The following is a 23,877-nucleotide window of genomic DNA, read 5'->3' as shown; positions in this document are numbered from 1 at the left end:
CCGATATCGGAACTAGACTTCGCGGCGGCTGAGGAAAGCCAGCCGCTCGAACAGGTGCACGTCCTGCTCGTTCTTGAGCAGCGCGCCATGCAGCGGCGGGATCAGCTTGCGCGGATCGCGCTCGCGCAGCATCTCGGGGGTGATGTCCTCGTTCAACAGCAGCTTGAGCCAGTCGAGCAGTTCCGAGGTCGAGGGCTTCTTCTTCAGGCCCGGCACCTCGCGGACTTCGAAGAAGATCCGCAGCGCCTCTTCCACCAGGCGCTTCTTGATACCGGGGAAATGCACGTCGACGATCTTGCCCATCGTCTCGTTGTCGGGGAACTTGATGTAGTGGAAGAAGCAGCGGCGCAGGAAGGCGTCCGGCAGTTCCTTCTCGTTGTTCGACGTGATCATCACGATCGGGCGCAGCTTCGCCTTGATGGTCTCGCCGGTCTCGTAGACGTGGAATTCCATGCGGTCGAGTTCGAGCAGCAGATCGTTGGGGAATTCGATGTCGGCCTTGTCGATCTCGTCGATCAGCAGCACCGGGCGCTTCTCGTTGGTGAAGGCCTCCCACAGCTTGCCGCGCTTGATGTAGTTCTTGATGTCGGACACGCGGGCGTCGCCGAGCTGGCTGTCGCGCAGTCGCGAGACGGCATCGTATTCGTAGAGGCCCTGCTGCGCCTTGGTGGTCGACTTGATGTGCCAGGTCAAAAGCGGCGCGTCGATCGCCTTGGCGACTTCCTCGGCCAGTACGGTCTTGCCGGTGCCGGGCTCGCCCTTCACCAGCAGCGGGCGCTCGAGCACGATGGCGGCATTGACAGCGACCTTGAGGTCATCGGTGGCGACGTAGTCCTTGGTACCCGTGAATTTCATCTATCTGTTTGCCTTGCTTCGTTCGTCGGCGGCCCGGGCCCCCACACGAAACGACCGCTCTCGCAGCGGTCGCATGTCCTCTCCGATATCTTGTCCGGTACAATTCTAATTGAAAAAGCCGGGCGGTCTAGCGCGGATTCCGCAGCGCAGCGGTACCGATGTGGGCTTCCGCATGGAATGTCATGCATCATCTTTCCGCTCTGCGGAATGATCGCCGGCGTGGCGCGACCTTGCCGCGATGGCGCGGGCGCCGCCACGGACCGACGGCGGCGGAGGTAACCCGGTGAAAGTGGATGGCTGATCTCGGGATGAAGCACGGCCGGGGGCCCTTGACGCCACCGGCCCAGCGGGCGATCTAGGTGGGTATGTTCCTGCAGTTTTTCACATCGCTGCGCGACGCCCAGGTCCCCGTGACGCTACGGGAATATCTGACCTTGATGGAAGCGCTTGACGCCGATCTCGCCGAGCAGACGGTCGAGAACTTCTACTATTTGTCGCGCGCCGCGCTGGTGAAGGACGAGCGCAATCTCGACAAGTTCGACCGCGTGTTCGGCACCGTGTTCAAGGGGCTCGAGAGCCTGCTCGACGCCATGGGCAAGGCGGAGATCCCCGAGGAGTGGCTGAAGAAGCTCGCCGAGAAATATCTCACCGAGGAAGAGAAGAAGCAGATCGAGGCCATGGGCTGGGACAAGCTCATGGAGACCCTGAAGAAGCGGCTCGAGGAACAGAAGGGCCGCCACCAGGGCGGCAGCAAGTGGATCGGCACCGCCGGCACCTCGCCGTTCGGCGCCCATGGCTATAATCCCGAGGGCGTCCGCATTGGGCAGGAGAAGAACCGCAACAACCGCGCCGTGAAGGTATGGGACAAGCGCGAGTTCAAGGATCTCGACGGTAATGTCGAGCTCGGCATCCGCAACATCAAGGTGGCGCTGCGGCGGCTGCGCAAGTTCGCGCGTACCGGCGCGCCAGATGAGCTCGACCTCGACACCACGATCAAGGAGACCGCCAACCACGGCTATCTCGACGTGCACATGCGCCCCGAGCGGCGCAACGCGGTCAAGGTGCTGGTGTTCTTCGATATCGGCGGCTCGATGGATTCGCATATCGAGCAGGTCGAGGAACTGTTCTCGGCCGCCAAGAGCGAATTCAAGCACATGGAGTATTTCTACTTCCACAACTGCCTCTATGAAGGCGTCTGGAAGCAGAACAAGCGGCGCTTCACCGATCGCACGCCGACCTGGGACGTGCTGCACAAATATCCGCACGACTACAAGGTGGTGTTCGTGGGCGACGCCTCGATGTCGCCTTACGAGATCATGGTTCCCGGCGGCTCGGTCGAGCATGTCAATGAAGAGGCCGGCTCGGTCTGGCTCGATCGCATCATCCGCACCTATCCGCACGCGGTGTGGCTCAATCCGGTGGCGCAGAAGCACTGGGACTATTCGGAATCGACCACCATCATCCGCCGCCTGTTCTCCGAACGCATGTATCCGATCACGATCGAAGGTCTGGAGAACGCGATGCGGGAGTTGGTGCGGTAACCAATCCCGTCATTCCGGACGGTCCATGGGATCGATCCGGAATCTCGAGTTGATGAAATTCGATCGTCATTCCGGGTTCGATGCTGCCGCATCGCCCCAGAATGACGATCAAGAAAAGCCAGGGAGAGCCCCATGCCCCAGAACATCCACCGCGGCATCAAGGTGATGATCGACGAGGCCAATGCCGAGATCGAGACCATCAGCGCGGCCGACGCGATCACGCTGATCGGCAAGAACGACGTCGTCATCGTCGACATCCGCGATCCCCGCGAGATCGAGCGCGACGGCAAGATCCCCGGCGCGTTCTCCTGCACCCGCGGCATGCTGGAGTTCTGGATCGATCCGAACAGCCCCTATGCCAAGCCGATCTTCCAGGAAGACAAGAAGTTCATCTTCCACTGCGCCGGCGGCCTGCGCTCGGCGCTCGCCGCCAAGACCGCAAAGGACATGGGCCTGAAGCCGGTCGCGCATATGGGCGGCGGCTTTGCCGCCTGGCGCGAGGCCGGCGGGCCGATCGAGGCGTGGGAGCCGAAGAAAAAGGGCTAGGCAGGATGTCACACGCGGGCTTGACCCGCGTGTCCATCGCTTCAAGGCAAGATGGATTGCCGGATCAAGTCCGGCAATGACGATGGAGAAACACGCAAGATGACGATGACCGACGATCCGCTCGTTTCGACCGAATGGCTGGCTGCGCATCTCGGCGATGCCAACGTCAAGGTGCTCGACGCGACCTTCAAGCTGCCCGGCGTGCTGCCATTGCCGAAGGACGATTATCTCGCCGCGCATCTGCCGGGTGCTGTGTTCTTCGATGTCGACGCGGTGTCCGACCATGCCAATCCGCTGCCGCACATGTTTCCGAGCGCCGAGCAGTTCGGCCGCGACATCGGCGTGCTTGGCATCGGCAATGCCGACACCGTGGTGATCTACGATTCCGGCGGCTGGGTCGCGGCGCCGCGCGCCTGGTGGATGTTCCTGTCCTATGGCCATCGCAACGTGCGCATTCTCAACGGCGGCCTGAAGAAGTGGCGCGCCGAGGGCAGGGCGGTCGAGAGCGGCGAGGTGAAGCCGAAGCCTGCGACCTTCAAGGCGAGCTACGATCCGCAGCGCGTGCGCAGCATCGAGCAGATGATCGCCAATGTCGAAAGCCGTGCCGAGCAGGTGATCGATGCGCGCGCCGCCGACCGCTTCGAAGGCCGCGCGCCGGAGCCGCGTCCGGGCATCCGCGCCGGCCACATCCCAGGCGCCCGCAACGTGCCCTACAACCAATTGTTCGATGCCGCGACCGGCGAGATGAAGCCGCTCGATGACCTGCGCAAGTCGTTCGCGGGCGCCGGCGTGAAGCTCGATGCGCCCATCGTCACGAGCTGCGGCTCCGGCGTCTCGGCCGGCGTGCTGACGCTTGCGCTCTACCGGCTCGGCGTCACCGAGAGCGCGCTCTATGACGGCTCGTGGTCGGAATGGGGGCAGGCGAGCGGCCCGCCGATCGCGACGGGACCGGCCTGACAGGTCGTTCCTGCTTGCTAGCGCCGGGTGAGCGGCACCAGGGTCGGCTGGCCGAACGGATCGAGCTGCTGCTGCTGAACGACCTGCCGAACCGGCGGCGCGCGGACAATCCGCCGCCGCTCCTTGCGATGTGCCGGCTTGCTGACCGCGCTGCGCTCCGGCTTCTTCGCCTCAGCGGCCTTCGGCGCTACCGGCACTTCGACAACAACTTCGGGCCCACCCAGCGTTGCGATCTTGGTCGCGGCCGCGATCGCCTCGGGTGATGGCGGCGGGGCGGGCTCCGGCGCTGCCATTGCGGGTGCCGGCGGCGGAAGCGCGGGCTCGCTGGGGGCAGGCGGATCGGCGACGGCGGCGACCTTGGCCTCCGTAGCTGCCGGTGCGGCTTCGGCGGCAGCGGGCGTCGGCTCCGATGCCGCCGAGGGATCTGCGGTCGGAGTCTGAGCCGCAGTGTCGGCGGATTGGGCCGGCGCCGGGGTCTCCGTGGCTTGGGCCTCCGGCTTCGGCGGAGCGGGTGGGACCGGATCATCCGCCGTCACGGCGGCGACCTTCTCCGGCTCGGCTGCAGGGGCGGCGATCTCAGCGGGAGCGGCCGGTTGTTCGGACGCGGCCGGCTCGGACGGGGCTGCCGGCGTATCGGTCGTCACCTTGTCGGCGGCGGGCGGATCGACCCGCACCATGGCAAGCACCGGCGGGGTCTCGGGCTGCTGCGCGAATTGCGGCTCGGGCGGCGGCGCCCGGCGGGCCGGAATGCTGGCGAACTCTTCATGCGCCGCGCGAAACAGCGCGGCTGCCCCTAACCCGAACACCAGAAGCGAAGTCGCCAGCACGATCGCGGCGAACAGAAAACGAAGGCCGGGGAGCATGGGCGCGGGTTCCCCCTTCTGCGGGAGGGTCTTCGATGTCGAGGGAACGCGGTGACCACACAAGAAAGCCGGCGTCGCGAGCGCGAATCAGGCCGATTCGAAGATATCGCAACGTCCCGGGACTGTTTGTTACAAAATGCGGGTGATTGATGACTTTGGCCACGTGGACAAACATTCCCGACCCGTGAGACATCTTTGCCGCAGCGTTGACGCGAAATCACAAAAGGCCCGGAATAGCCCGGGTTTCGCGGATTTGTCTTGAATGCGCCGCTATCTTCCTGCATTGGGCCGTTAACAGTCCGGTGTGGCTTGGGGACTATAACAGAGCAATGATGATCAACCGCATTCTGACGATTTGCGCTGCCGCGGCTCTCGGCGTGGCAGGAACCTCGCTTGCGCATGCGCAGCAGGGTTATCCGGCGCCCCAAGGCACCGCCTATTCGACGGCGCCCCAGCCCTACCCCCAGGGCAGCATGCCGGATTTCGACGCACTCAATGACGATGACGGGCAGGATTCGGCTGCATTGCCGCCGCCCGGCCCGGTGCTGTCGCCGAACGACCCGCGCTATGGCCGTCCGGCGAATGCGCCCGCCTATTCCGATCGTGGCGCGCCGACCGGCCCAGTGATGTCGCCGGACGATCCGCGCTATGGCCGCCCGATGAATGCTCCTCCGGTCTATTCCGACCGTGGCGCGCCGACTGGGCCGGTGATGTCGCCCGATGATCCCCGCTATGGCCGTCCGATGGGGCCGCCGCCGGTGATCTACGGCGATCGTCCGGGTGCGCAACAAGCCAATCGCGACAATGGCGTTCCGGCCGCCGGTGTTTCCTACGGCGACGACCGCGGCGGCATGCGTCCGCCCGAGGGCGTTACCGGAGCCGTGCCGCAGCAGCAGGCGCCGGTCGATGCCAACGGCAAGCCGGTGCAGATCGCGGCGCTGCCGCCGGACGAGCAGCCAGAAGACGCCCCGGCGCAACTGCCGCCGAATCTGCGTCGCCAGGAAGTGTCGTTCGCGACCAAGGAGCCGGCAGGCACGATCGTTGTCGATACGTCGAACACCTACCTCTATTACATCCTGGGCAACGGCCGGGCGATCCGTTACGGCGTCCGTGTCGGCCGCGACGGCTTCACCTGGACCGGCGTGCAGAAGATCACCCGTAAGGCCGAGTGGCCGGATTGGCATCCGCCGACCGAGATGATCGAGCGTCAGCCCTATCTGCCGCGCTTCATGGCCGGCGGACCCGGCAACCCGCTCGGCGCCCGCGCGATGTATCTCGGCTCGACCGTGTACCGTATTCACGGCACCAACCAGCCGTCGACCATCGGCAAGTTCGTCTCGTCGGGCTGCATCGGCATGCTGAACGAGGACGTCTCCGACCTGTTCGAGCGTGCCAAGGTCGGCACCCGCGTGGTTGTGCTGCCCGGTGGTCCGCCGCCGGGAACGGCGACGGCTTCTGCCGCGCCCGCGAACCCGATGGCTCCCTCTGCGGCCCAGGCTCAGGCGGCCGCGCCGCTGCCCGGCACGCAGCCGACCACGGTGCAGCCGCTGCCCGCACCGGTGACGGTGCGCTAGGCCAACCGGCAAGTTCATCATTGAAAAAGGCGCGCGAACAGCGCGCCTTTTTTTGTTGCAACAAGCCGCGCATTTCGACGTTGCAGCTTGGGAAGCAATGCGATGCAGGACGTCTGCGAGACCTATCCGCCGCTGAATGCGCCAAAGCCTGTCGCCGATGACGTATGGATGATCGATGGTCCGATCATCCGGTTCGGTCCGCGCTGGTTCAAGATGCCGTTTCCAATGCGCGCGACGATCGTTCGTCTGCCGGGTGGGCGGCTGTTCATTCACTCGCCGACACCATTGCTGGCCGAGCTCAAGGCCGCAATCGTTGAGCTGGGCGTACCGCGCTGGATCATCGGTCCGAACCGTCTGCATTACTGGTGGATTCCGCAATGGAATGCTGCCTATCCCGACGCGCGCATCTTCCTTGCGCCCGGGATCAAGCAACAGGCGGACAATCGGCTGACCTTCGAAGGCGAGCCAATGGAACGATCATCCGGCTATCCCTGGGATGAGTGGATCGCGACGCTGTTGGTGGCAGGCAGCTACATGACGGAGGTCGTGTTCTTCCATCTGCCGTCGCGGACATTGCTGCTGACGGACCTGATCGAGAATTTTGAGGCCGGACGAGTCCGCTCGCCGTTGATGCGGTTCCTGATCTGGCTCGGCGGGTGCGCGATCCCGACGGCAGCACGCCAACCGATCTGCGCTCGACCTTCCTGCAGGACAGGGACGCGATGAAGGCCGCCGTCGCCCGCATGATCGAATGGGATCCGGAACGGATCATTCTCGCCCACGGGCGCTGGTACGACCGGGACGGCCGCGCCGAGCTCGAACGCGCGTTCCGCTGGCTCGGCTAGCCGCAGTGAATGCCGCTGTCAGGCCAGGCGCCGCGGCGGCTCGTTGCCCTTGGTGAAAGCATCGATGCACTGGACCATCTGCTGATAATGCGCCTGCAGGCTCTCGCGCGTCGCGTAGCCGAGATGCGGCGTGATCACGACGTTGTCGAGCTTGCGCAGCGGGTGATCCGACGGCAGCGGCTCGACCGAGAACACGTCGATGCCGGCGCCGGCGATCGTCTTGTCGCGCAGCGCCGCGAACAGGGCGTCCTCATCGACGATCGGCCCGCGCGCGGTGTTGACGAGATAGGCCGACGGCTTCATGCGGGCGAGATCGGCGGCGCCGACCAGTCCGCGCGAGCGCGGGCTCAGCACGACATGGATGGTGATGATGTCTGATGTCGCGAACAGCTCGTCCTTGCTGGCATAGCCGACGCCGGCCTCCTTGCACTTCTCCGGCGTCAGATTGGGACTCCAGGCGATGACGTTCATGCCGAACACTTTGGCCATGCCGGCGACCTTGCTGCCGAGCTTGCCGAGGCCGATGATGCCGAGCGTCTTGCCCTCGATCTCGGTACCGGCAAAGGTCTGCCAGGCCTCGCCGGCGTGCATGCGCGCATTCTCGCGGCCGATGCCGCGCGTCAGTTCCAGGATCAGGCCCATGGTCAGCGGCGCGGTGGGATCGCGGCTATATTGGGTGCCGCACAACACCACCTTGCGGTTCTTGGCGGCCTCCATGTCGATCGCCGCGTTGCGCATGCCTGACGTGATCAGGAACTGCAGCCTGGGCAGCGCGTCGAGCAGGCTCTTCGGGAACGGGGTGCGCTCGCGCATCGCGCAGATGATCTCGAAATCCTTCAGCTTCGTCGCCGCTTCCGCCTCGCTCGCGAACGGCTTGTCGAACACGGTGACGTCGACCCGGTCCTTGACCTTCGGCCAGTCGGCCACCGAAAGCGCGATGTCAAAATAGTCGTCGAGGATTGCACAGCGGAGCCGCGTCATCGGGGAGGTCCATTCAGGGTGAGGACGACGGCGGGAGATCAACCGTCGGGATACCCGTCATGGTCGCGCGCAATCGGCAGGCGCGCAAGCGGCCGCGGTTTCAAAAAGCGGCGATTGTCACACGCGCGGCGACGGCTTCTTCGTGGCGCGGATATCGGCGAGCATCGAGCGGACCGCCGGCGACAGCGCCATCTGCTTGGCACGGCAGGCCGGACCCGGGCCGCGCATATAGTGCAGTTCCGGCCGGTAGGGATTGAAAGCCTTGGCGACGAAGGCGCGCCAAAAGGCGCGGAATTCGGCGAACAGCGTCGCCTCGCCTTTGGTCGTCGGGCGCGGAAGGGGTGCTGAAATGATGGTAGCCATGACGTGGCCTCAACTGTTTTGGCCGCGGTTCTGCCGCGAAAATCGCCGTTTTTCGACGTTGAGAACGAGTTTTGGCCTGATTTATTAAAAGATGGTTTCAATTGTCGTGATTCGGCGCACACATGACGTCGAACCCGTAATCATCCGTGGTGAAGCCGCGAAACGTGGTGAACGGACGGAAAACAGAGGTCCCGCGGTTGCGCTTTCGGGGGCCGGCCGTTACATCGGCGGCAGCAAAATTTCCACAAATCGGATCAATTCCAGGGACAGCGGATGGCTCGCCAGTTCATCTATTTCATGCAGGGTCTGACCAAGGCGTACCCGACCCGCAAGGTGCTCGATAACATCCATCTGAGCTTCTACCCGGACGCCAAGATCGGCGTGCTCGGCGTCAACGGCTCGGGCAAGTCGACGCTGCTCAAGATCATGGCCGGCCTCGACAAGGAGTATAACGGCGAGGCCTGGGTCGCCGAGGGCGCCCGCGTCGGCTATCTCGAGCAGGAGCCGCACCTCGATCCGGCACTCAACGTTCGTGAGAACGTCATGCAGGGCGTCGCCAAGCAGAAGGCGATCCTCGACCGCTACAACGAGCTTGCGGTCAACTATTCGGACGAGACCGCCGACGAGATGACCAAGCTGCAGGACGAGATCGAGGCCCAGGGCCTGTGGGATCTCGACAGCAAGGTCGACCAGGCGATGGACGCGCTGCGCTGCCCGCCCGACGATGCCGATGTCACAAAACTGTCCGGCGGTGAACGCCGCCGCGTGGCGCTGTGCCGCCTGCTGCTCGACCAGCCGGAATTGCTGCTGCTGGACGAGCCGACCAACCATCTCGACGCCGAATCGGTGTCGTGGCTGGAAGGTCATCTGCGCAACTATCCCGGCGCGATCCTGATCGTGACCCACGACCGCTACTTCCTCGACAACGTCACGGGCTGGATCCTCGAGCTCGACCGCGGCCGCGGCATCCCGTACGAGGGCAATTACTCGTCCTGGCTGGTGCAGAAGCAGAAGCGACTCGAGCAGGAAGGCCGCGAGGATGCCGCGCATCAGAAGACGCTGGCCCGCGAGCAGGAATGGGTGGCGTCCTCGCCGAAGGCGCGCCAGGCCAAGTCGAAGGCCCGCTACCAGCGCTATGAGGATCTGCTCAAGAAGGCGAGCGAGAAGCAGACCCAGACCGCGCAGATCATCATTCCGGTCGCCGAGCGGCTCGGCGCCAACGTCGTCGACTTCGAAGGTCTCAGCAAGGGATTTGGCGATCGCCTGCTGATCGACGATCTCACCTTCAAGCTGCCGCCCGGCGGCATCGTCGGCGTGATCGGTGCCAACGGCGCCGGCAAGACCACGCTGTTCAAGATGATCACCGAGCAGGAGACGCCGGACAAGGGCACCATCACGGTCGGCGAGACCGTGCATCTCGGCTATGTCGACCAGTCGCGCGACGCGCTCGAGGGCAACAAGACGGTGTGGGAGGAGATCTCCGGGGGCAACGAGCTGATCCTGCTCGGAAAGAAGGAAGTCAATTCGCGCGGCTACTGCTCGGCGTTCAACTTCAAGGGCGCTGACCAACAGAAGAAGGTCGGCGCGTTGTCAGGCGGTGAGCGCAATCGCGTGCATCTCGCCAAGATGCTGAAGTCGGGCGCCAACGTGCTGCTGCTCGACGAACCGACCAACGACCTCGACGTCGACACGCTGCGCGCGCTGGAAGAGGCGCTCGAGGATTTCGCCGGTTGCGCCGTCATCATCAGCCATGACCGCTGGTTCCTCGACCGCATCGCGACCCACATCCTGGCCTTCGAGGGCGACAGCCATGTCGAATGGTTCGAGGGCAACTTCCAGGATTACGAAAAGGACAAAATGCGCCGGCTCGGCCAGGACAGCATCATTCCGCATCGCGTGAAGTACAAGAAGCTGACGCGCTGACCAGTATGAACGGTCGAACGCGGCATCTCGCCGCGCTCGACCGTTCTTCGTTGGCAGGATCGTGACGGCATCGCGGCGCAATGTGCGGCCAGTTGTCGCTTTTCAAGCGCGCGGGATTGCGTAGATAGAGCGCTCCGCAATTTTCAATCCTGCGAGCACTCCACCATGTCCGCACTTTCTGAGGCGCGCGCCCCCGCGAAGGGCCGGTCGCTGCGTCCCGTTCCCATGCTGATCTTCGGATCGCGCTGGCTGCAATTGCCACTCTATGTCGGCCTGATCATCGCCCAGGGCGTCTATGTCGTGCTGTTCCTCAAGGAACTATGGCACCTGTTCGCCCATGCCTTCGATTTCAGCGAGCAGCAGATCATGCTGGCCGTTCTCGGCCTGATCGACGTCGTCATGATCTCGAACCTGTTGGTGATGGTGATCGTTGGCGGCTACGAGACCTTCGTCTCGCGCCTCAATCTGCAGGGCCATCCGGACGAGCCGGAATGGCTGAGCCACGTCAATGCCAGCGTGCTGAAGATCAAGCTGGCGATGGCCATCATCGGCATCTCCTCGATCCATTTGCTGCGCACCTTCATCGAGGCCGGCGCGCTGTCGTCAGGCAAGGGCAACTACACCGAGACCGGCGTGATGTGGCAGACCATCATCCACTGCGTCTTCATCCTGTCGGCGATCGGCATCGCCATCGTCGACAAGCTGTCGAACGACTCGATCGAAGGCGCCAAGCAGGCCGCGCATTGAGCGCGGCCGCCAAGGTTCACAGCAATCCGGTGTCGTGGTAAGGCTCACGACACTGATATCGCGGGCGTTGGCCTGATGCCGCGCCCATTGGACCGCTGCGTGAACAGGTTGTTGGATTTGACATTCCTCCGCGCGCTTGCCCTCGGGCTCCTGCTCGCATCCGTCGTCTCACCCGCGCGCGCCGCCGATGCTGCGTTCACCCAGTTCATCGCCTCGCTGTGGCCGGAGGCCAAGGCCGCCGGCGTGTCGCGCGAGACCTTCGATCGCGAGACGCGCTCGCTCGAGCCCGACTACAAGCTGCCCGACCTGATCCTGCCCGGACGTCCGAAGACCGGCGCACCGGCGCAGGCCGAGTTCGTGCAGGTGCCGGCCGATTACATCAGGGAAGCCTCGATCGCGCGGCTCGCCGCCGAGGGGCAGCGGCTGTTGCAGAAGTATCGCTCCTCGCTTGATGCGATCGAGAAGCGGTTCGGCGTCCCGGCCACCGTCGTGCTGGCGATCTGGGGCCGCGAGACCGATTACGGGCGCTATTCGCTGCCCTACGACACGCTGCGCGTGGTGGCGACGCAGGCCTATGTCGGCCGTCGCAAGGATCAGTACCGCACCGAGTTCATCCTGGCGCTGAAGATCCTCGGCGAGGGCGCGGTGACGCGCAAGGAGATGCGCTCATCGTGGGCGGGAGCGACCGGCTACACCCAGTTTCTGCCGTCGGAATATTACAAGCACGGCGTCGATCTCGACGGCGACGGCCGCGTCGACATCTGGCATTCGGTGCCGGACGCGCTCGCCTCCGCCGCGCAGCAGCTGGTCAACAAGGGTTGGCAGCCCGGCGTGCGCTGGGCCTATGAGGTGCAGGCGCCGGCCAATGCCGACTGCACGATGGGCGTGCCTGAAGTGACGAAGCCGATCAGCCAGTGGCTGCGCGCCGGCTTCGTGCCGGTGCGCGGGCAGAAGCTCAGCGCCGCCGAGCAGGCGCAATCGGCGTCGCTGCTGCAGCCGGAAGGCAGCTACGGTCCGGCCTTCCTGACCACGCCGAACTACTTCGTGATCAAGGAATACAATTTCTCCGATCTCTACGTGCTGTTCGTCGGCCACCTCGCCGACCGCATGACGAGCCCGCAGCCATTCGCGACGCCATGGTCGGCGTCGAAGCAGCTGCGCTCCGCCGATGTCGAGGCGATGCAGCAGCAGCTGACGAAGATCGGTCTCTACAAGGACAAGCTCGACGGCAAGGCCGGGATGCAGACCCGCGCGGCGCTCGGCGCCTATCAGAAGCAGGCCGGGCTGAAGGTCGATTGCTGGCCGAGCGAGGCGGTGCTGCGCGCGATGAACGGGCAGCGCTGATCGGGCCGGCTCGCAGGGCCGCCTGTGGCGAAAGCAAAAACCCGGCCGAGAGGCCGGGTTTTCGAATGTGATGCTGAAAACGTGTCGGTCGATCAGTCGCAAACCTGGATGCGACGGAAGCGCCAGCCGTAGCCGTCCCAGAAGCGCTCACGAACCATGCGGCACGGGGCCTCTTCGACGTAAACCGGCGCCGGTGCGACATAGACCGGGGCGGGGCGAGCGCCTGCGATAGCGCCGCCCAGCAGGGCGCCGCCGATCAGGCCGCCGGCAACGCCGGCCGCGACGGCGCCGCCGTCACCAGCCTTGGCAGCCGGAGCAACGGCCAGCGAACCGGCAATCGTGGTGACGGCGACAAGGGCAGCTAAAGTCTTCTTCATGTCTTTGGCTCTCCTGGAAGGTGGTGGCGTCGTGGTTCGGCGCCGGGTTGAGGTGACTCACACGCTGATCTCGAACTGCTGTCTTGCTAAACAGCGCAGAACAGTCAACCGAAAGTAAACGTCCGCAGGCTGATCGCGCAGAAAAGCGGTTTTTTCTGGCCATCTGCAGCAGATGTCCCGGAGAAACAGTCGGTTTTTCCGGGACATTTGGTTCGATTTAATCGAGATGAACGGCGATCAATCGCAAACGCGGACGCTGCGAACGCGCCAGGTGTAGCCGTCCCAGAACCGCTGGCGCTGCCAGAAGCAATCGGGACCATAGCCGGGCTCGGCGACATAGGCCGGACCGGGCGCATAGTAGCCGTATCCGGGACCGTAATAGCGGTTCTGCGATGCGATCGCGCCACCGACAATGGCGCCACCGATCAATCCCGCAGCGACGCCGGCGGCGACACCGCGTTGTGCCTGGGCGGGGGCGGGCACCGCCACAGTCGAAGCCGCCACAGCGGCAACGGCGCAAAGCGCCAGCAATGTCTTCTTCATGGCCTCACCTTTCTCGCGGCAGCAGGGACAGCGTGCATTGGCGATCTGTCTCGCCGGAGGGTTCCATATTCAGCTTGAATGATCAATGAACGACGCTGCCGCATTCGCGACCAAATGCTTGCAGTTTTTGCAATATCTTGCAACGCACAAGCCCGATAGCGCCGCGGCGAGGCGCCTACTCATGGGGGCCGGTGGCGAAGGCAGCGGTTATTGGCCCGTCAGCCACCCGGCGGGTGTCGGATTCCTGACCTCCGACCGATTTAGACTCATTCCAATATGAATCCCGCATCAGTTTGGAATTGCTACAAAAACCGCTTTTTCCTTTTGCATCCCGCGGGAGCCGACAATATCCATATTGCCAAGCATCACCGTTGGACCCCGCCTTTCTCCGATGATTGTCTGTTCCTGTAACGTCCTTAGCGACCACGATGTCCGCAATGCCGTCAATGGCGGTGGGTCCGTGACTCGAAATGCCAAGCAGGTGTACGGCTGCCTCGGCTGCAGTGCCGAATGCGGCCGCTGCGCGCGCACCATCAAGGCGATCATCGACGAGGCGCTCGGTCCCTGCGCCAAGGCCTGCTGCTCCGGCTGCCCCCACAGCGGCCATCCGCACGCCGCCAACGAGGACGCCGAGCCGGCCGAATTCGCGCTCGCGGCCTGCTAACGCTTCTCGTTTCGACGCGCTTCCTGACGGCGAACCGGCTTCCGTTTCGCTGGAAGACGCTGCGCTAATCCTTCGAATCCGGTTATCCACGCGCTGCTTCTGCGAAGAGTTGCTCTTGCCGATAATCTGATTTAGAAGCGTTCTAAGTTTATCGCCGGCCAAGGTTGGCCGCGACAGGTGGAGTGGATCATGCAAGGCGACCCGAAGGTCATCGATTATCTGAACAAGGGGCTGCGCAGCGAACTGACCGCCATCAATCAGTACTGGCTGCACTACCGGATGCTCAACAATTGGGGCCTCCTGGAGATGGCCAAGGTCTGGCGCAAGGAGTCCATCGAGGAGATGGAGCACGCCGACAAATTCGTCGATCGCATCCTGTTCCTCGACGGCTTCCCGAACCTGCAGGTGCTCGATCCCCTGAAGATCGGCCAGGACGTCAAGGAGATCATCGAGTGTGACCTCGCCGCCGAGATCGGCGCGCGCACGCTCTACCAGGAGGCGGCGACCTACTGCCATGGCGTCAAGGACTATGTCAGCCGCGACCTGTTCGAGCAGCTGATGAAGGACGAGGAAGAGCACATCGACTTCCTCGAGACCCAGCTCGACCTGATCAAGCGCATCGGCCTTGAGCTCTACACCCAGAAGCACGTCGGTCATCTGAAGGGCGAGGATTCCTGACCGGCTGTCAGCCGCGCGCCGAGCGTCTGCCAAAATACGAGAGGCCGGCCTTGCGGGCGGCCTCTTTTGTTTTTGTGAACGAGCTATTCGTCAGTAGCACCGCGTGATGTTGATGGTGCGGTCGCCGCCGCGGCCGGGCACCGTGACGCTCTCGGTGGGGCAGCTCGACACATAGGGCCGATCCGACGGCACCACGGCCGGCGGATAGCGGTGCGCCCAATCCCACGGCACGTCCTGGGTGTAGGTGTAGCGGACGTCGCTCGAGACCGGCGCCGGGACCTCGGCGGCGAAAGGAACGCTCGCCGCGCCATCATAATATCCGCCCGCGTCCGGCAACACGATGCCGGGCACCCGCACATGATGGCGGAAAGCTGGATGATGCGAGGAGAACGTGCCGCGCGCTGCGGATCCGGATCTCGCATAGGTCTCGGTCGGGGAAGCAAGCAGCAGCGCTGCAATGCCAAGGGACGCCATCAGCGCCCCAGTTGTTCGATACGCCATTCTTCGAAGAGCCATGGCACGCACCAACTCGCGGTTACGGAGCATTTCTGCAGACGCTAGGCCGCGCCTCATGGCGCCCGCAAACTCATCCTTAATTATTGGTTAAAAAGTAAGGTTAACAGGGAGTAACTGTTTCAAATTGACGCGACCTCGCGCGCAGGCTTCCCGCGCAGGCGGCGGGCGCCGCTCAGACCGCATCCGCCGGAACGAAGCAGCTGATGATGATGCTGCCGCGGTGGTGCACGTACCACACCACGGCCTCGCCGACCGGGTTGCCGCGATCGCGGATCACGGCGCGCTCCGGCACCATCATCCACTCGCCCTCGATCGGCACCCAATAGGCGCCGCCCCGAACGTCGTAGCTGGTGCGATGGCCGTCGGAGATGTCGCAGCACGGCACGCCATTCGGCGCGATCACGCTCTTGAACCAGGCGCGGATATCGGGCGGCACGTTGTCATATTGGCCGTTGTCGAACGCCAGTGCAGCGCCCGCCATCATGGCGAGCCACGCAAGCACCGCGACATGCGTGAGCTTTCGCATTGCCTTCCTCCGGCGAAAACTTCTACGTGACCCGCGCGTAGCGTCACGCGAATCCGGTGTTTGCGCGATTAGGCACGAACCGCGCGCGGGATGCATGCTCAAAGAATCGGCGAAACCGCGCAGTCAGGCGTGATGCAGTGCGGGATGGTTGCGCTCAGGTTGGTTGCTTCGTGCGCGCCTTCTTCGCGGCTTTCACCGCGATATTGTCCCGCGCCATTTCGAGCACGCTGCGCAGCGTGATCTGATCCGCTTTCGCGAGGCGGACATTGGTGCTGCCGCTCTTGCCCCAGCCGCCCGGCACCGGCCGGAAGATCTCCGGCTCGGCCTCGACCACCATCGCCTGCTGCTCAGGTGTCAGCTTCACCATGCCCCAATCCTGGTCGGGATAGCCGAGCGTCGCGAAGATGCGCTTGCCGACGCGGAAGTCGGCGGTGCCGTGATGCGCGCCTTCAACGACCTCGGGCAGGCTCAGCGCAATGCGGCGGAAGCGATCAGCGGACATCGCCTTGGCCTCGATCGCTACATCGTGCGTTGCGGCGCCGTCTGCAACAGTTCCTGCAATTGCCTGGCATAGAACCGCGCGTCGCCGGTGGTGAGATGGCCGCGTGTCTCGCTGCTTGCCGGGATCAGATCAATCCTGCCGTTCTTGATCCGCTTCACTGCAGCTTCGGTGACGCCGGTCTCCGGCGGATTGCGCTCATCGTCGGCCGCATTGATCGCAAGCAGGGTGGCCTCGATCTTCTCCAGTCCCGCCGACGGATCGTAATCGTGCGAGGCCTCCCATTGATAGATGTAGTCGTTGGCATCTGATGTGACCGGCAGGGCCAGCTGGTCGTCGACGAGCTTGTCGGCCTGCGTCGCGGTTGGCGCCAGCATCTGGTAGGCGAGCGTGCCGCCGGCGCTGGCGAAGCGATAGGCGGCGATGGCGTATTTCATCATCCGCGGCTGTCTGGTGTAGTTGCCGCCATTGTAGTCGGGATCGTTGCGGATCGTTTCCAGCATCGTCCGCCGCAGCATCCAGTTGCGTGCCGCCATAGCGGTCGGCTGCGAGGCCATCGGCACCAGCACGTCCATCATCCGCGGATAGCGCACGCCCCAGATCCAGGTGTGCATGCCGCCCATCGAGTTACCGATCACGAGCCGCAGATGCCTGATACCGAGCCCTTCGGTGACCAGCCTATACTGCGCGTCGACCATGTCGTTGTAGTCGTATTTCGGAAAGCTCGTCCGCATCGCGTCCGACGGCTTCGACGATTTGCCGTGCCCGATGCCGTCGGGGATGATGATGTAGTATTTCGCCGCATCGAGCGGCTGGCCGGGGCCGAACAGCTGGCCGGCAAAGCTCGGCGTCAGCATGCTGGCCGCCGAGCCGCCGGAGCCGTGCAGCACCAGCACCGGCTGTCCGGTGGGCGCGCCGACCGTGGTGTAGTGCAGCCGCAGTTCCGGCATCACCTCGCCGCTGTGAAACTTGAAGTCCTTTGCGATCCATTCGCCATCCTGCGGCGTGGGATAGTCTGCAGCCATGGCCGGTACCGACATCGAGACAACAACAGCGGCCACAAAGGCCGCGCACCAACGGATCATTATGCTTCTTCCCACGCGCGGCGCATTTGTCCAGCCGCTTGCGTGCAAGCCTAGCATGACGGAAGGCGTCGTCCGATAGCGGCGCCGCGCCCCTGACGCAGAAGTGTCCGGTTAACTCGCCTTCAGCACGTTCAGCGCATACCATCCCCAATAGACGCGGTGACGCTGGATCAGGCCGTCATCGATCTCCATGACCTCGACCAGATCCATCTGATCGCCGTCCGGAGACTGCCGTGGATACTCCCAGGTGAGAAGGCGGTCGTCGCTGAAGAAGCCCTGCTTGAAGCGCCGCCGTTGCGGCGGGTTGGTGCGGAACACGCGCGTGATGAACTCGCACAGCGCGTCGCGGCCGCGGACGATCCCGTCTTTGGTCTGCATCAAATGCTGGACCAGCGGGCTCTCGATCGAGGCGTCGGCTGCGTAGAGCGCGAGCGCCGCCTCGAGGTCCTTGTTACCGAGCGCATCATCCCAGAGCCTGTAGATACGTTCCGCGTCGTTGGTGCCAGCTGTCATGATCGTTCCCTTGTGTTTGGTCGACTGCCGCCCATTTGAACGGAACAGGCCGCCGCAACGTTTCAGGAAAATCTGAAATGAGCTGCGTGGCACGGCGCATGCGGGTAGGACGTTTCGGCGCGATCTGGAGGACGATGCGGTGGGATCATCCCAGGGCTTGCAGACAGGATTTTCGCGGATCGCCGAGGCCTTGGGCGATCCGGTCCGCGAGGCCATGGTCAGTGCGCTGGCCGACGGCAAGGCGCTGCCGGCGGGCGAGCTTGCTGCGGTCGCCGGCATTTCGCCGCAGGGCGCCAGCGCGCATTAGCAGAAGCTGGTCGACGCCCGCGTGCTGTCGGTGTGGGCACAGGGCAGGTTCAGATATTACCGGATCAGGGACGACGACGTCGCGGCGCTGATCGAGAACCTCGTCGATCTTGCGGCCAAGGCCACCGTCGGGCGGCGGCGTGCGATGCCGGCCGAGCAGCTCAGGCGATCGCGGACCTGCTACCACCACCTTGCGGGTCAGCTCGGCGTGCTGTTGTCGAATGCGCTGATCCGCCGCCGCCTCGTCGTGATCGACGGCCGCGATGGTCGCGTGACCGAGCAGGGGTTAGCCTGGTGCCGGGCCGAGGCAATCGATTTCGATTCGGCGCGGCAGCCGCATCTGCGGCTCTGCAACGACTGGACCGAGCGCGTGCCGCATCTCGCCGGTCCGTTTGCCAATGCCGTTCTGGCGCGGCTGGTCGAGATGCGCGGCGTTGCGCCGCATCGGATTCCGCGCGCATTGCGGATCACCGATCGGGGGCGGGCGTTCTTCGACCGGCTTGGCGTCCAGGTTCCGTTCTGAAAGCGACGAGGTGAACTAGCGGCCGTCCTCGACCTCGGTCTCCGGGCGGTCATTGCCGGAGGCGGTTTCGGTCAACCATTTGCCGTCCGACGTCTCGTACTGGATCGCCTCGGTACGGCCGGGGACGCGCTGCTCGTTGGCGGCGCGTCGGGCAGCGGCGAGTGCCGCGGCGTGGGTAGGAAATGGTTCCGAGAACACCCCGTTGACGGTATAGGCCCAGCCGCCGTCGTGCTGGACGACCTTGTAGATCACGTGGCTCATCCGGAACCTCGCTCCACCGTGGACGATGACACTGCCAGAATAGACCACGATGTCGTATTTTGCAGCAGCCGATCGTCCTTGAGAGACCCGCCCCGTTGCCGCGGGCGAGGGAGACCGACATGTGCCGTAATATCAAGACGCTGTTCAACTTCGAGCCGCCCGCCACCGAGGACGAGATTCACGCCTCGGCGCTGCAGTTCGTGCGCAAACTGTCCGGCTTCAACAAGCCGTCGCAGTCCAATGAGGCCGCCTTCAACCTCGCCGTGACCGAGGTCTCGAATGCCGCGCGCAGGCTCCTGATCTCGTTGCAGACCACGGCACCGGCGCGCGATCGCGAGGTGGAGGCGGAGAAGGCGAGGGAGCGTTCGCGCCTGCGGTTTGGCTGAGGGCGGGGCGTACCGTGACGCAGGTCACGGTGCGGCGCCGCGCGTCCGGGCATCGGTGTCGTTCACCCGATCCCGGAGCGACGCCATGAAGCCTGCCCTGCTCACGTCCTGTTCGATTGCGTTCGCCGTGCTCTGGACCTGCGGCATGCTGTGGTCGAGCGGGACGATCGACCTTGCCAACGTCATCATCCTGTCGGCCTGCGGGGCGCTCGCGGGCGTTGCCTGGTATTACGCCATGCGCTGGGTCTTCCAGCTCATGCACCTCGCTCGCCCCTCAGATCCTCCGGCCAATCCGGGCGCGGAGCGGTAGGCATAGGGCGCGGCACGGACAGAGCTGGCCGTGTCGCCGCGCGAGGACAGGAAGGATTACTTCTTGTCCTTCTTGCGGTGCTTCTTCTTTTTCTTGTGATCGTCGTCCTCGTCGTCATCTTCCGCAAAGTCGATGGCGTCGACGTCAAGCGCGATCGCCTCCGCTGCCGCGCGCTCGGCGGCATCGCGCTCGGCGAACTCGGCGGCTTCACGCTCCTTGGTGCGCTTGTAGTCTTCCCAGGCGTCGAAGATCATGTGCAGCCACGGCATCACCTGTTCGATCGACGGCAATTGTCCGGGCGGGCCGGCTTCACCGCGCGGGCCGGCCGGTCCCTGCGGTCCCTGTGGGCCAGCTTCGCCGCGCGGACCCTGCACGCCCGCCTTGCCTTGCGCTCCCGGCTTGCCCTGGGGCCCCGCCTTCCCGACCAGTCCGGGCTTGCCCTGCGGACCCGGCTTGCCGCGCGCACCTTCCGGCCCCGGCCGCCCCGGATGTCCTTGCGGACCGGGCCGACCCGGCTCGCCCTGACGGCCCTGCGGCCCCTGCGCCCCTCGTGACCCCTGGCGGGAGATTGTCTCGTCAGCCACTGATATGCTCCGTCGCGATTTCAAGCCGCTTGTAACAGAGGTTGGATGACGGCTTCAATTCTGCCGGGCGCGGCTGATGCAAGCGATCAACAATCATAATTCGATGCGAAGATCGTGACGGGAGGACGCGTTGCGGATTCTGAACGACAGGCGCGGGGCAGTTGCAGGCGACGCAACAGGGACGCTGACGTTCGACATCGTGGTGACGCGGCACGATCTGCGCGACGAAGCGGCGTTTCGCAACACTGGCGTCCTCGATCTGTATGCCGAGCTGTTTCCTCCGAACGAGCGCGACGCCCCCGACGACATTGTGCGTTGGGTGTTGTCAGATGATGTCGGCGAGCGACGAGAGTTCAGCGTCGGTGATCAGCAGCTGTCATATTGCCTCGACTCGCGCTGCTTCATCCTGCGCGCGGAAGGGCGCGCGATCGGCCTCGGCTTCTTCACCTACGATCACGCAAGCGAGCTGATCTACTGCAACTATGTCGGCGTCGCGAAGGCGTGGCGCGGCGGCGGCCTGGCGGGCCGGTTCTATCGCGAGATGATCGAGATGCTCGACGCCTTGTTTCCGCGCAATATCGGCGTGGTGCTCGAGGTCGAGCCGTATGATCGCGATCGCTTGGCGGCGATCATCGGCGATCTCGAACGGACCGGCGTGAGGCGGCTCGCAGCGGATCAACAGACCGAGATTCGCAGATTGCTGCGCGTCAACTGGTACGACAAGCTTGGCTATTGCTTCTTCTGCGACGCGCGCGGCATGCAGCCGCTTGAGTGTCGCTCGCCATGCCTCGATCCATCGCTATTGCCATCCGCTTGGGGCGGCGCGGAGGAAAATTATTGGTTGGCCTGGCAGTCGCGGACCGGCGCGCCCTCGGCGGAGGGCGAGCGCGCGGGTGAGCTCTGGCAAAGAGCCGTCGCTGCGATCTATGTCGAGATCCTCGCAAAATCGCTGGTCGACGACGATCCGAAGGGGCGGCGCGACTATTGGGACTATGCGACGGCGCTGGTCGCGCAGACGCTGCAACAGGCCGCGACGACCGAGGTGCGTCTCGCTCGCTGCCTCGATGCCGGCGGCAGCGAGCTGTTGTCGCGCTGGCGGCGGCTTTCGATCGATCTGCCGATCTAGCGTCGACGTGCCGCAAAGCGTGATGAGATCCGGTTGAATCGTCATCACGCTTAGCTCGTTGTCCAAGCACGATCTTCCCGGAAAGCCGCTTCGCGCGTTTCCGGATCTTGCTCTAGGCTGCGGCGTGCTCGCTCAGCGGCACGTCGATCCCGTCGGCCGAATATTCGCGGATCTTGTTCCGCAATGTCCGAACCGACAGCCCGAGCACGCGCGCGGCGCGGGTGCGGTTGCCGTCGCAGCGCGCAAGCGTTTGCAGCACGAGCTCGCGCTCGACTTCATCGACGGTCGCGCCGATCAGCAGTGGGACGATTTCATTTGGAGCCAGCGACGGCAGCAGAGCTTCCGGCGACGGTACGGTGGACGCGTAAGACATGAACTCCTCCCGATCAACGCCCGCTTCGTCGGTGAAGCGAAGACATCGAGAACCAACTACCCCGTAGATCAACGGTGTGCCGGTTTGGTTAACAAGCCCTTAACGCGCCCCTAACTCCCTGCTCTGTAAGCAAAATACCCAGAAATTGCCACGATTGCGGTTCCATCCGTCACAATGTGCGGTAGCCGCCATCGACCATCACGATCGATCCCGAGACATAGGCCGACAGGTCCGAGGCGAGGAAGATGGCGGGGCCGACGATGTCCTCCGGCTTGCCGGCGCGGCCGAGCGGGGTGTGGTCCATGAAGACCTTGACGAGGTCGGGATTGGTGGCGCGCACCTTCTCGTTCAACGGCGTCTCGATGAAGCCCGGCCCGATTGCATTGACGCGCACACCATCCTTGCCGAGTTCGGCGGCCAGCGCCTTGGTGAAGCCGAGCACGCCGTGCTTGGAGGCGGTATAGGCCGGCGAACTCGGCGTGCGCAGATGCACGAAGGACTGGATCGAGCCGATGTTGACGATGCGTCCCTTGTTCTTGCGCAGTGGCGCGAGGAACGAATGCGTCACGTTGAACACGCCGGTGAGATTGATCGAGATGATGTCTTCCCAATCCTTGATCACGGCCTCGTCGGTGCCGAGCATGCCGTTGCGGCGCGCGATGCCGGCATTGTTGACCAGGATCGAGACCGGCCCGGCCTTGTCGGCCACCTGCTTTGCCATCGCGACGCAGGCGTCGCGATTGGTCACGTCGAGCGCAAAGCTCTCCGCCTTGCCGCCGGCATTGCGGATCTCCCTGGCCGCTTCCGCCGCCGCATCGCCGTTCATGTCGAGCAGCACCACGCGCGCGCCCTCGCGGCCGTAGCCCAGTGCGATGGCGCGCCCGATGCCCGAGCCCGCACCGGTGATGACGGCGATGTGATTGTCGAGAAGGGCCATGGCGTTTCCTCGTTCTGATTTGTGAGCGTTGTCGACAACACTATTCAAAACTGCGCCAACCGAAACGCCAAGCCGCGTTTGCGCGTTGCTGTTATCCGGATTCGGATGACAGTTACGGACCGCGGACATGGACCCGCATATCAGACACTGGAAAGTTGCGATCGAGCGCTTTTGCGCGGCGCCGGATCCCGACTACCGCGAGATGGCCAAAATGGTCGCGGAGATCGCCGCGACCGACATCGACGAGACGCTGCGGCATGCGGCCGCACAGGTGCTGCCGATCCTGCGCCAGGCGGCGATGAAATCGGCCGACCGCCGCACCAAAGCGATGGCGCTGCGCCGTCTCGGCATCGTCAACGACGCACTGCACATGCTGTCGGCACCGCGGTTTGGCCAGCGCGGCCTGGCGCCGAAGGCGCTGACGCAGGAGGAGCAGTACCGGCAATTGCTCGGCCTGCCGTTCGGCCGCCGGCTCGCAGCGACCGAAGTCCAGCAGGCTTTCAAGCGCGCCGCCAAGACGGTGCATCCCGACGGCGGCGGCAACGGCGCGGCATTCCTCGAACTCGCCGCCGCGCGCGACGCCCTGATCAAGCATCACTGACGCTGGATGGCGTCATATCTGACAGCACAAGGACGGACGCCGCGCTGTTGCCGCGTGTCCGCCCTGTGCGTGATCGAATGGCGTTCGCTCAGAACGCGCAGGTGCCGTTGTTCAGGAGGCCGGTCTTGTAGCTGAACGCGGCGTCGAAGGTCGGCAGCTCCTCGCTGACGATGGAGAAGTTCGCCGGCCACGGCGTGGTCGGGATGCTCTGGTCCCAGATCTGGCAGAAGCCGGTGTCCTGCCAGCGGATCAGATGATAGGGCGTGGCGCTGGCCGGGCTTGCCGCGGCAAGCAAGGACACGGTGGCGGCAATGGCGGCACAGGCAATCGCAAGACGACGCATGGGAAATCTCCGGTTTGAAAAATGAATGCTCCGCGGGGCAATCCTGGAGCTCAGGGGCCGATCGCCCCCGGACATGCAGTGAGTATTGCAACCCCGGGAACAGGTTCAACACCGGTCGTGCGAAAGCACCCGTCAACAAATCGGCCATCGCTGTGCCAAATTGCGCCTGTTTACGCGCTTGCTACAG

The 23,877-nt window shown here is 64.3% G+C and carries 33 protein-coding genes; 17 read left to right on the top strand and 16 right to left on the bottom strand.

What is annotated here, in order from left to right; translation table 11 throughout:
• Positions 1–12: 12 nt before the first annotated feature.
• Positions 13–855 carry an AAA family ATPase gene (locus ACVMDN_RS28610; protein ID WP_016847781.1) on the bottom strand — a complete coding sequence of 281 codons (843 nt, stop codon included), beginning with the start codon at positions 853–855 and terminating at the stop codon, positions 13–15.
• Between the two features lie 365 nt (positions 856–1,220).
• On the opposite strand from ACVMDN_RS28610, the gene ACVMDN_RS28605 reads away from it, so the two are divergent.
• The 3 genes from ACVMDN_RS28605 (at position 1,221) to sseA (ending at position 3,899) form a co-directional block, all read left to right on the top strand.
• Complete coding sequence (locus ACVMDN_RS28605; protein WP_016847779.1) at positions 1,221–2,396, top strand: vWA domain-containing protein; 1,176 nt, start codon at positions 1,221–1,223, stop codon at positions 2,394–2,396.
• 132 nt (positions 2,397–2,528) lie between these two features.
• The gene (locus ACVMDN_RS28600; RefSeq protein ID WP_016847778.1) at positions 2,529–2,942 is read left to right on the top strand and encodes a rhodanese-like domain-containing protein; all 414 of its coding nucleotides are present in this window, start codon (positions 2,529–2,531) and stop codon (positions 2,940–2,942) included.
• 99 nt (positions 2,943–3,041) lie between these two features.
• Positions 3,042–3,899: a 3-mercaptopyruvate sulfurtransferase gene (sseA, locus tag ACVMDN_RS28595; RefSeq protein ID WP_141342587.1), complete on the top strand. Its 858-nt coding sequence runs from the start codon at positions 3,042–3,044 to the stop codon at positions 3,897–3,899.
• Positions 3,900–3,916: 17 nt separating this feature from the next.
• Here the strand turns inward: sseA and ACVMDN_RS28590 are convergent, their stop codons facing one another.
• Positions 3,917–4,762, bottom strand: coding sequence for a hypothetical protein (locus ACVMDN_RS28590; RefSeq protein WP_141342586.1), 846 nt, complete (start codon positions 4,760–4,762; stop codon positions 3,917–3,919).
• A gap of 329 nt (positions 4,763–5,091) precedes the next feature.
• Here ACVMDN_RS28590 and ACVMDN_RS28585 point away from each other — a divergent pair, with 329 nt between their 5' ends.
• From ACVMDN_RS28585 to ACVMDN_RS28575, 3 genes are all read left to right on the top strand, one after another.
• Complete coding sequence (locus tag ACVMDN_RS28585; RefSeq protein WP_076830343.1) at positions 5,092–6,336, top strand: L,D-transpeptidase family protein; 1,245 nt, start codon at positions 5,092–5,094, stop codon at positions 6,334–6,336.
• A 102-nt stretch (positions 6,337–6,438) separates the two neighbouring features.
• Positions 6,439–7,062: a DUF4336 domain-containing protein gene (locus ACVMDN_RS28580; protein WP_349629137.1), complete on the top strand. Its 624-nt coding sequence runs from the start codon at positions 6,439–6,441 to the stop codon at positions 7,060–7,062.
• Entirely contained in the window at positions 7,059–7,181 is a 123-nt protein-coding gene (locus tag ACVMDN_RS28575; protein ID WP_349629136.1) for a hypothetical protein, read from the top strand. Before ACVMDN_RS28580 ends, ACVMDN_RS28575 begins: the two co-directional genes overlap by 4 nt.
• Positions 7,182–7,199: 18 nt before the next feature.
• Here ACVMDN_RS28575 and ACVMDN_RS28570 read toward each other — a convergent pair whose 3' ends face one another.
• Together ACVMDN_RS28570 and ACVMDN_RS28565 are read right to left on the bottom strand one after the other, a co-directional pair.
• Positions 7,200–8,162: a D-2-hydroxyacid dehydrogenase family protein gene (locus ACVMDN_RS28570; protein WP_141342585.1), complete on the bottom strand. Its 963-nt coding sequence runs from the start codon at positions 8,160–8,162 to the stop codon at positions 7,200–7,202.
• A 117-nt stretch (positions 8,163–8,279) separates the two neighbouring features.
• Positions 8,280–8,525, bottom strand: a complete 246-nt coding sequence (locus ACVMDN_RS28565) for a hypothetical protein (RefSeq protein ID WP_057019128.1) — start codon at positions 8,523–8,525, stop codon at positions 8,280–8,282.
• A 273-nt stretch (positions 8,526–8,798) separates the two neighbouring features.
• Here ACVMDN_RS28565 and ettA point away from each other — a divergent pair, with 273 nt between their 5' ends.
• From ettA to ACVMDN_RS28550, 3 genes are all read left to right on the top strand, one after another.
• Positions 8,799–10,448: an energy-dependent translational throttle protein EttA gene (gene ettA / locus ACVMDN_RS28560; protein WP_057019129.1), complete on the top strand. Its 1,650-nt coding sequence runs from the start codon at positions 8,799–8,801 to the stop codon at positions 10,446–10,448.
• 165 nt (positions 10,449–10,613) lie between these two features.
• On the top strand, positions 10,614–11,195 hold the full coding sequence (locus ACVMDN_RS28555) for a TIGR00645 family protein (protein WP_057019130.1): 582 nt from the start codon (positions 10,614–10,616) through the stop codon (positions 11,193–11,195).
• A gap of 99 nt (positions 11,196–11,294) precedes the next feature.
• Complete coding sequence (locus tag ACVMDN_RS28550) at positions 11,295–12,539, top strand: lytic murein transglycosylase (RefSeq protein WP_371852160.1); 1,245 nt, start codon at positions 11,295–11,297, stop codon at positions 12,537–12,539.
• Positions 12,540–12,631: 92 nt separating this feature from the next.
• Here the strand turns inward: ACVMDN_RS28550 and ACVMDN_RS28545 are convergent, their stop codons facing one another.
• The gene (locus tag ACVMDN_RS28545; RefSeq protein WP_016843728.1) at positions 12,632–12,916 is read right to left on the bottom strand and encodes a hypothetical protein; all 285 of its coding nucleotides are present in this window, start codon (positions 12,914–12,916) and stop codon (positions 12,632–12,634) included.
• Positions 12,917–13,153: 237 nt separating this feature from the next.
• A complete protein-coding gene (locus tag ACVMDN_RS28540) occupies positions 13,154–13,459 on the bottom strand; it encodes a hypothetical protein (protein WP_016843729.1) in 306 nt (101 codons plus the stop codon).
• Between the two features lie 391 nt (positions 13,460–13,850).
• Here ACVMDN_RS28540 and ACVMDN_RS28535 point away from each other — a divergent pair, with 391 nt between their 5' ends.
• Positions 13,851–14,123 (top strand): (2Fe-2S)-binding protein, encoded by a 273-nt coding sequence (locus tag ACVMDN_RS28535; protein ID WP_016843730.1) that lies wholly within the window; start codon positions 13,851–13,853, stop codon positions 14,121–14,123.
• Positions 14,124–14,312: 189 nt separating this feature from the next.
• Positions 14,313–14,801, top strand: a complete 489-nt coding sequence (bfr, locus tag ACVMDN_RS28530; protein ID WP_076830360.1) for a bacterioferritin — start codon at positions 14,313–14,315, stop codon at positions 14,799–14,801.
• A 90-nt stretch (positions 14,802–14,891) separates the two neighbouring features.
• On the opposite strand, the gene ACVMDN_RS28525 is transcribed toward bfr, so the two are convergent.
• The 5 genes from ACVMDN_RS28525 to ACVMDN_RS28505 form a co-directional block, all read right to left on the bottom strand.
• The gene (locus ACVMDN_RS28525) at positions 14,892–15,302 is read right to left on the bottom strand and encodes a hypothetical protein (protein WP_076830363.1); all 411 of its coding nucleotides are present in this window, start codon (positions 15,300–15,302) and stop codon (positions 14,892–14,894) included.
• Between the two features lie 187 nt (positions 15,303–15,489).
• On the bottom strand, positions 15,490–15,843 hold the full coding sequence (locus ACVMDN_RS28520) for a hypothetical protein (protein ID WP_076830365.1): 354 nt from the start codon (positions 15,841–15,843) through the stop codon (positions 15,490–15,492).
• A 154-nt stretch (positions 15,844–15,997) separates the two neighbouring features.
• Positions 15,998–16,345 (bottom strand): MmcQ/YjbR family DNA-binding protein, encoded by a 348-nt coding sequence (locus ACVMDN_RS28515; protein WP_076830368.1) that lies wholly within the window; start codon positions 16,343–16,345, stop codon positions 15,998–16,000.
• Positions 16,346–16,362: 17 nt separating this feature from the next.
• Positions 16,363–17,427 carry an alpha/beta fold hydrolase gene (locus tag ACVMDN_RS28510; RefSeq protein ID WP_456834809.1) on the bottom strand — a complete coding sequence of 355 codons (1,065 nt, stop codon included), beginning with the start codon at positions 17,425–17,427 and terminating at the stop codon, positions 16,363–16,365.
• 111 nt (positions 17,428–17,538) lie between these two features.
• On the bottom strand, positions 17,539–17,940 hold the full coding sequence (locus ACVMDN_RS28505) for a nuclear transport factor 2 family protein (protein WP_233475355.1): 402 nt from the start codon (positions 17,938–17,940) through the stop codon (positions 17,539–17,541).
• A 139-nt stretch (positions 17,941–18,079) separates the two neighbouring features.
• On the opposite strand from ACVMDN_RS28505, the gene ACVMDN_RS28500 reads away from it, so the two are divergent.
• Positions 18,080–18,247 carry an ArsR/SmtB family transcription factor gene (locus ACVMDN_RS28500; RefSeq protein ID WP_143271061.1) on the top strand — a complete coding sequence of 56 codons (168 nt, stop codon included), beginning with the start codon at positions 18,080–18,082 and terminating at the stop codon, positions 18,245–18,247.
• A 21-nt stretch (positions 18,248–18,268) separates the two neighbouring features.
• A complete protein-coding gene (locus ACVMDN_RS28495; RefSeq protein WP_083715117.1) occupies positions 18,269–18,769 on the top strand; it encodes a hypothetical protein in 501 nt (166 codons plus the stop codon).
• 15 nt (positions 18,770–18,784) lie between these two features.
• On the opposite strand, the gene ACVMDN_RS28490 is transcribed toward ACVMDN_RS28495, so the two are convergent.
• A complete protein-coding gene (locus tag ACVMDN_RS28490) occupies positions 18,785–19,030 on the bottom strand; it encodes a DUF2188 domain-containing protein (RefSeq protein ID WP_016840968.1) in 246 nt (81 codons plus the stop codon).
• A gap of 119 nt (positions 19,031–19,149) precedes the next feature.
• On the opposite strand from ACVMDN_RS28490, the gene ACVMDN_RS28485 reads away from it, so the two are divergent.
• Positions 19,150–19,416, top strand: coding sequence for a DUF2277 domain-containing protein (locus ACVMDN_RS28485; protein WP_057019313.1), 267 nt, complete (start codon positions 19,150–19,152; stop codon positions 19,414–19,416).
• A gap of 85 nt (positions 19,417–19,501) precedes the next feature.
• The gene (locus ACVMDN_RS28480) at positions 19,502–19,726 is read left to right on the top strand and encodes a hypothetical protein (protein ID WP_076830377.1); all 225 of its coding nucleotides are present in this window, start codon (positions 19,502–19,504) and stop codon (positions 19,724–19,726) included.
• Positions 19,727–19,782: 56 nt separating this feature from the next.
• Here ACVMDN_RS28480 and ACVMDN_RS28475 read toward each other — a convergent pair whose 3' ends face one another.
• Positions 19,783–20,310: a collagen-like domain-containing protein gene (locus ACVMDN_RS28475; RefSeq protein WP_057019139.1), complete on the bottom strand. Its 528-nt coding sequence runs from the start codon at positions 20,308–20,310 to the stop codon at positions 19,783–19,785.
• A gap of 130 nt (positions 20,311–20,440) precedes the next feature.
• On the opposite strand from ACVMDN_RS28475, the gene ACVMDN_RS28470 reads away from it, so the two are divergent.
• The gene (locus tag ACVMDN_RS28470) at positions 20,441–21,436 is read left to right on the top strand and encodes a hypothetical protein (protein WP_076830380.1); all 996 of its coding nucleotides are present in this window, start codon (positions 20,441–20,443) and stop codon (positions 21,434–21,436) included.
• A 112-nt stretch (positions 21,437–21,548) separates the two neighbouring features.
• Here the strand turns inward: ACVMDN_RS28470 and ACVMDN_RS28465 are convergent, their stop codons facing one another.
• Together ACVMDN_RS28465 and ACVMDN_RS28460 are read right to left on the bottom strand one after the other, a co-directional pair.
• Complete coding sequence (locus tag ACVMDN_RS28465) at positions 21,549–21,809, bottom strand: helix-turn-helix domain-containing protein (RefSeq protein ID WP_016840962.1); 261 nt, start codon at positions 21,807–21,809, stop codon at positions 21,549–21,551.
• A gap of 169 nt (positions 21,810–21,978) precedes the next feature.
• A complete protein-coding gene (locus tag ACVMDN_RS28460) occupies positions 21,979–22,746 on the bottom strand; it encodes an SDR family NAD(P)-dependent oxidoreductase (protein ID WP_057019141.1) in 768 nt (255 codons plus the stop codon).
• A 127-nt stretch (positions 22,747–22,873) separates the two neighbouring features.
• Here ACVMDN_RS28460 and ACVMDN_RS28455 point away from each other — a divergent pair, with 127 nt between their 5' ends.
• The gene (locus ACVMDN_RS28455) at positions 22,874–23,347 is read left to right on the top strand and encodes a hypothetical protein (RefSeq protein WP_057019142.1); all 474 of its coding nucleotides are present in this window, start codon (positions 22,874–22,876) and stop codon (positions 23,345–23,347) included.
• An 88-nt stretch (positions 23,348–23,435) separates the two neighbouring features.
• Here the strand turns inward: ACVMDN_RS28455 and ACVMDN_RS28450 are convergent, their stop codons facing one another.
• A complete protein-coding gene (locus ACVMDN_RS28450; protein ID WP_057019143.1) occupies positions 23,436–23,690 on the bottom strand; it encodes a hypothetical protein in 255 nt (84 codons plus the stop codon).
• Positions 23,691–23,877: the final 187 nt, after the last annotated feature.

Source organism: Bradyrhizobium sp. USDA 4510, from assembly GCF_054059095.1.
Note: the sequence above shows the minus strand (reverse complement) of the source record. Positions and strands in the feature narration are given on the sequence as shown.

Coding starts and splice junctions, on each gene's coding strand:
- bfr (WP_076830360.1), top strand. CDS start 14,313: ATGCAAGGCGACCCGAAGGTCATCGATTATCTGAACAAGGGGCTGCGC.
- ACVMDN_RS28455 (WP_057019142.1), top strand. CDS start 22,874: ATGGACCCGCATATCAGACACTGGAAAGTTGCGATCGAGCGCTTTTGC.
- ACVMDN_RS28605 (WP_016847779.1), top strand. CDS start 1,221: ATGTTCCTGCAGTTTTTCACATCGCTGCGCGACGCCCAGGTCCCCGTG.
- ACVMDN_RS28555 (WP_057019130.1), top strand. CDS start 10,614: ATGTCCGCACTTTCTGAGGCGCGCGCCCCCGCGAAGGGCCGGTCGCTG.
- ACVMDN_RS28570 (WP_141342585.1), bottom strand. CDS start 8,162: ATGACGCGGCTCCGCTGTGCAATCCTCGACGACTATTTTGACATCGCG.
- ACVMDN_RS28465 (WP_016840962.1), bottom strand. CDS start 21,809: ATGTCTTACGCGTCCACCGTACCGTCGCCGGAAGCTCTGCTGCCGTCG.
- ACVMDN_RS28525 (WP_076830363.1), bottom strand. CDS start 15,302: ATGGCGTATCGAACAACTGGGGCGCTGATGGCGTCCCTTGGCATTGCA.
- ACVMDN_RS28580 (WP_349629137.1), top strand. CDS start 6,439: ATGCAGGACGTCTGCGAGACCTATCCGCCGCTGAATGCGCCAAAGCCT.
- ACVMDN_RS28460 (WP_057019141.1), bottom strand. CDS start 22,746: ATGGCCCTTCTCGACAATCACATCGCCGTCATCACCGGTGCGGGCTCG.
- ACVMDN_RS28540 (WP_016843729.1), bottom strand. CDS start 13,459: ATGAAGAAGACATTGCTGGCGCTTTGCGCCGTTGCCGCTGTGGCGGCT.
- ettA (WP_057019129.1), top strand. CDS start 8,799: ATGGCTCGCCAGTTCATCTATTTCATGCAGGGTCTGACCAAGGCGTAC.
- ACVMDN_RS28575 (WP_349629136.1), top strand. CDS start 7,059: ATGAAGGCCGCCGTCGCCCGCATGATCGAATGGGATCCGGAACGGATC.
- ACVMDN_RS28490 (WP_016840968.1), bottom strand. CDS start 19,030: ATGAGCCACGTGATCTACAAGGTCGTCCAGCACGACGGCGGCTGGGCC.
- ACVMDN_RS28545 (WP_016843728.1), bottom strand. CDS start 12,916: ATGAAGAAGACTTTAGCTGCCCTTGTCGCCGTCACCACGATTGCCGGT.
- ACVMDN_RS28510 (WP_456834809.1), bottom strand. CDS start 17,427: ATGATCCGTTGGTGCGCGGCCTTTGTGGCCGCTGTTGTTGTCTCGATG.
- ACVMDN_RS28450 (WP_057019143.1), bottom strand. CDS start 23,690: ATGCGTCGTCTTGCGATTGCCTGTGCCGCCATTGCCGCCACCGTGTCC.
- ACVMDN_RS28590 (WP_141342586.1), bottom strand. CDS start 4,762: ATGCTCCCCGGCCTTCGTTTTCTGTTCGCCGCGATCGTGCTGGCGACT.
- ACVMDN_RS28535 (WP_016843730.1), top strand. CDS start 13,851: ATGATTGTCTGTTCCTGTAACGTCCTTAGCGACCACGATGTCCGCAAT.
- ACVMDN_RS28600 (WP_016847778.1), top strand. CDS start 2,529: ATGCCCCAGAACATCCACCGCGGCATCAAGGTGATGATCGACGAGGCC.
- ACVMDN_RS28610 (WP_016847781.1), bottom strand. CDS start 855: ATGAAATTCACGGGTACCAAGGACTACGTCGCCACCGATGACCTCAAG.
- ACVMDN_RS28520 (WP_076830365.1), bottom strand. CDS start 15,843: ATGCGAAAGCTCACGCATGTCGCGGTGCTTGCGTGGCTCGCCATGATG.
- ACVMDN_RS28515 (WP_076830368.1), bottom strand. CDS start 16,345: ATGTCCGCTGATCGCTTCCGCCGCATTGCGCTGAGCCTGCCCGAGGTC.
- ACVMDN_RS28505 (WP_233475355.1), bottom strand. CDS start 17,940: ATGACAGCTGGCACCAACGACGCGGAACGTATCTACAGGCTCTGGGAT.
- ACVMDN_RS28565 (WP_057019128.1), bottom strand. CDS start 8,525: ATGGCTACCATCATTTCAGCACCCCTTCCGCGCCCGACGACCAAAGGC.
- sseA (WP_141342587.1), top strand. CDS start 3,042: ATGACGATGACCGACGATCCGCTCGTTTCGACCGAATGGCTGGCTGCG.
- ACVMDN_RS28480 (WP_076830377.1), top strand. CDS start 19,502: ATGAAGCCTGCCCTGCTCACGTCCTGTTCGATTGCGTTCGCCGTGCTC.
- ACVMDN_RS28585 (WP_076830343.1), top strand. CDS start 5,092: ATGATGATCAACCGCATTCTGACGATTTGCGCTGCCGCGGCTCTCGGC.
- ACVMDN_RS28485 (WP_057019313.1), top strand. CDS start 19,150: ATGTGCCGTAATATCAAGACGCTGTTCAACTTCGAGCCGCCCGCCACC.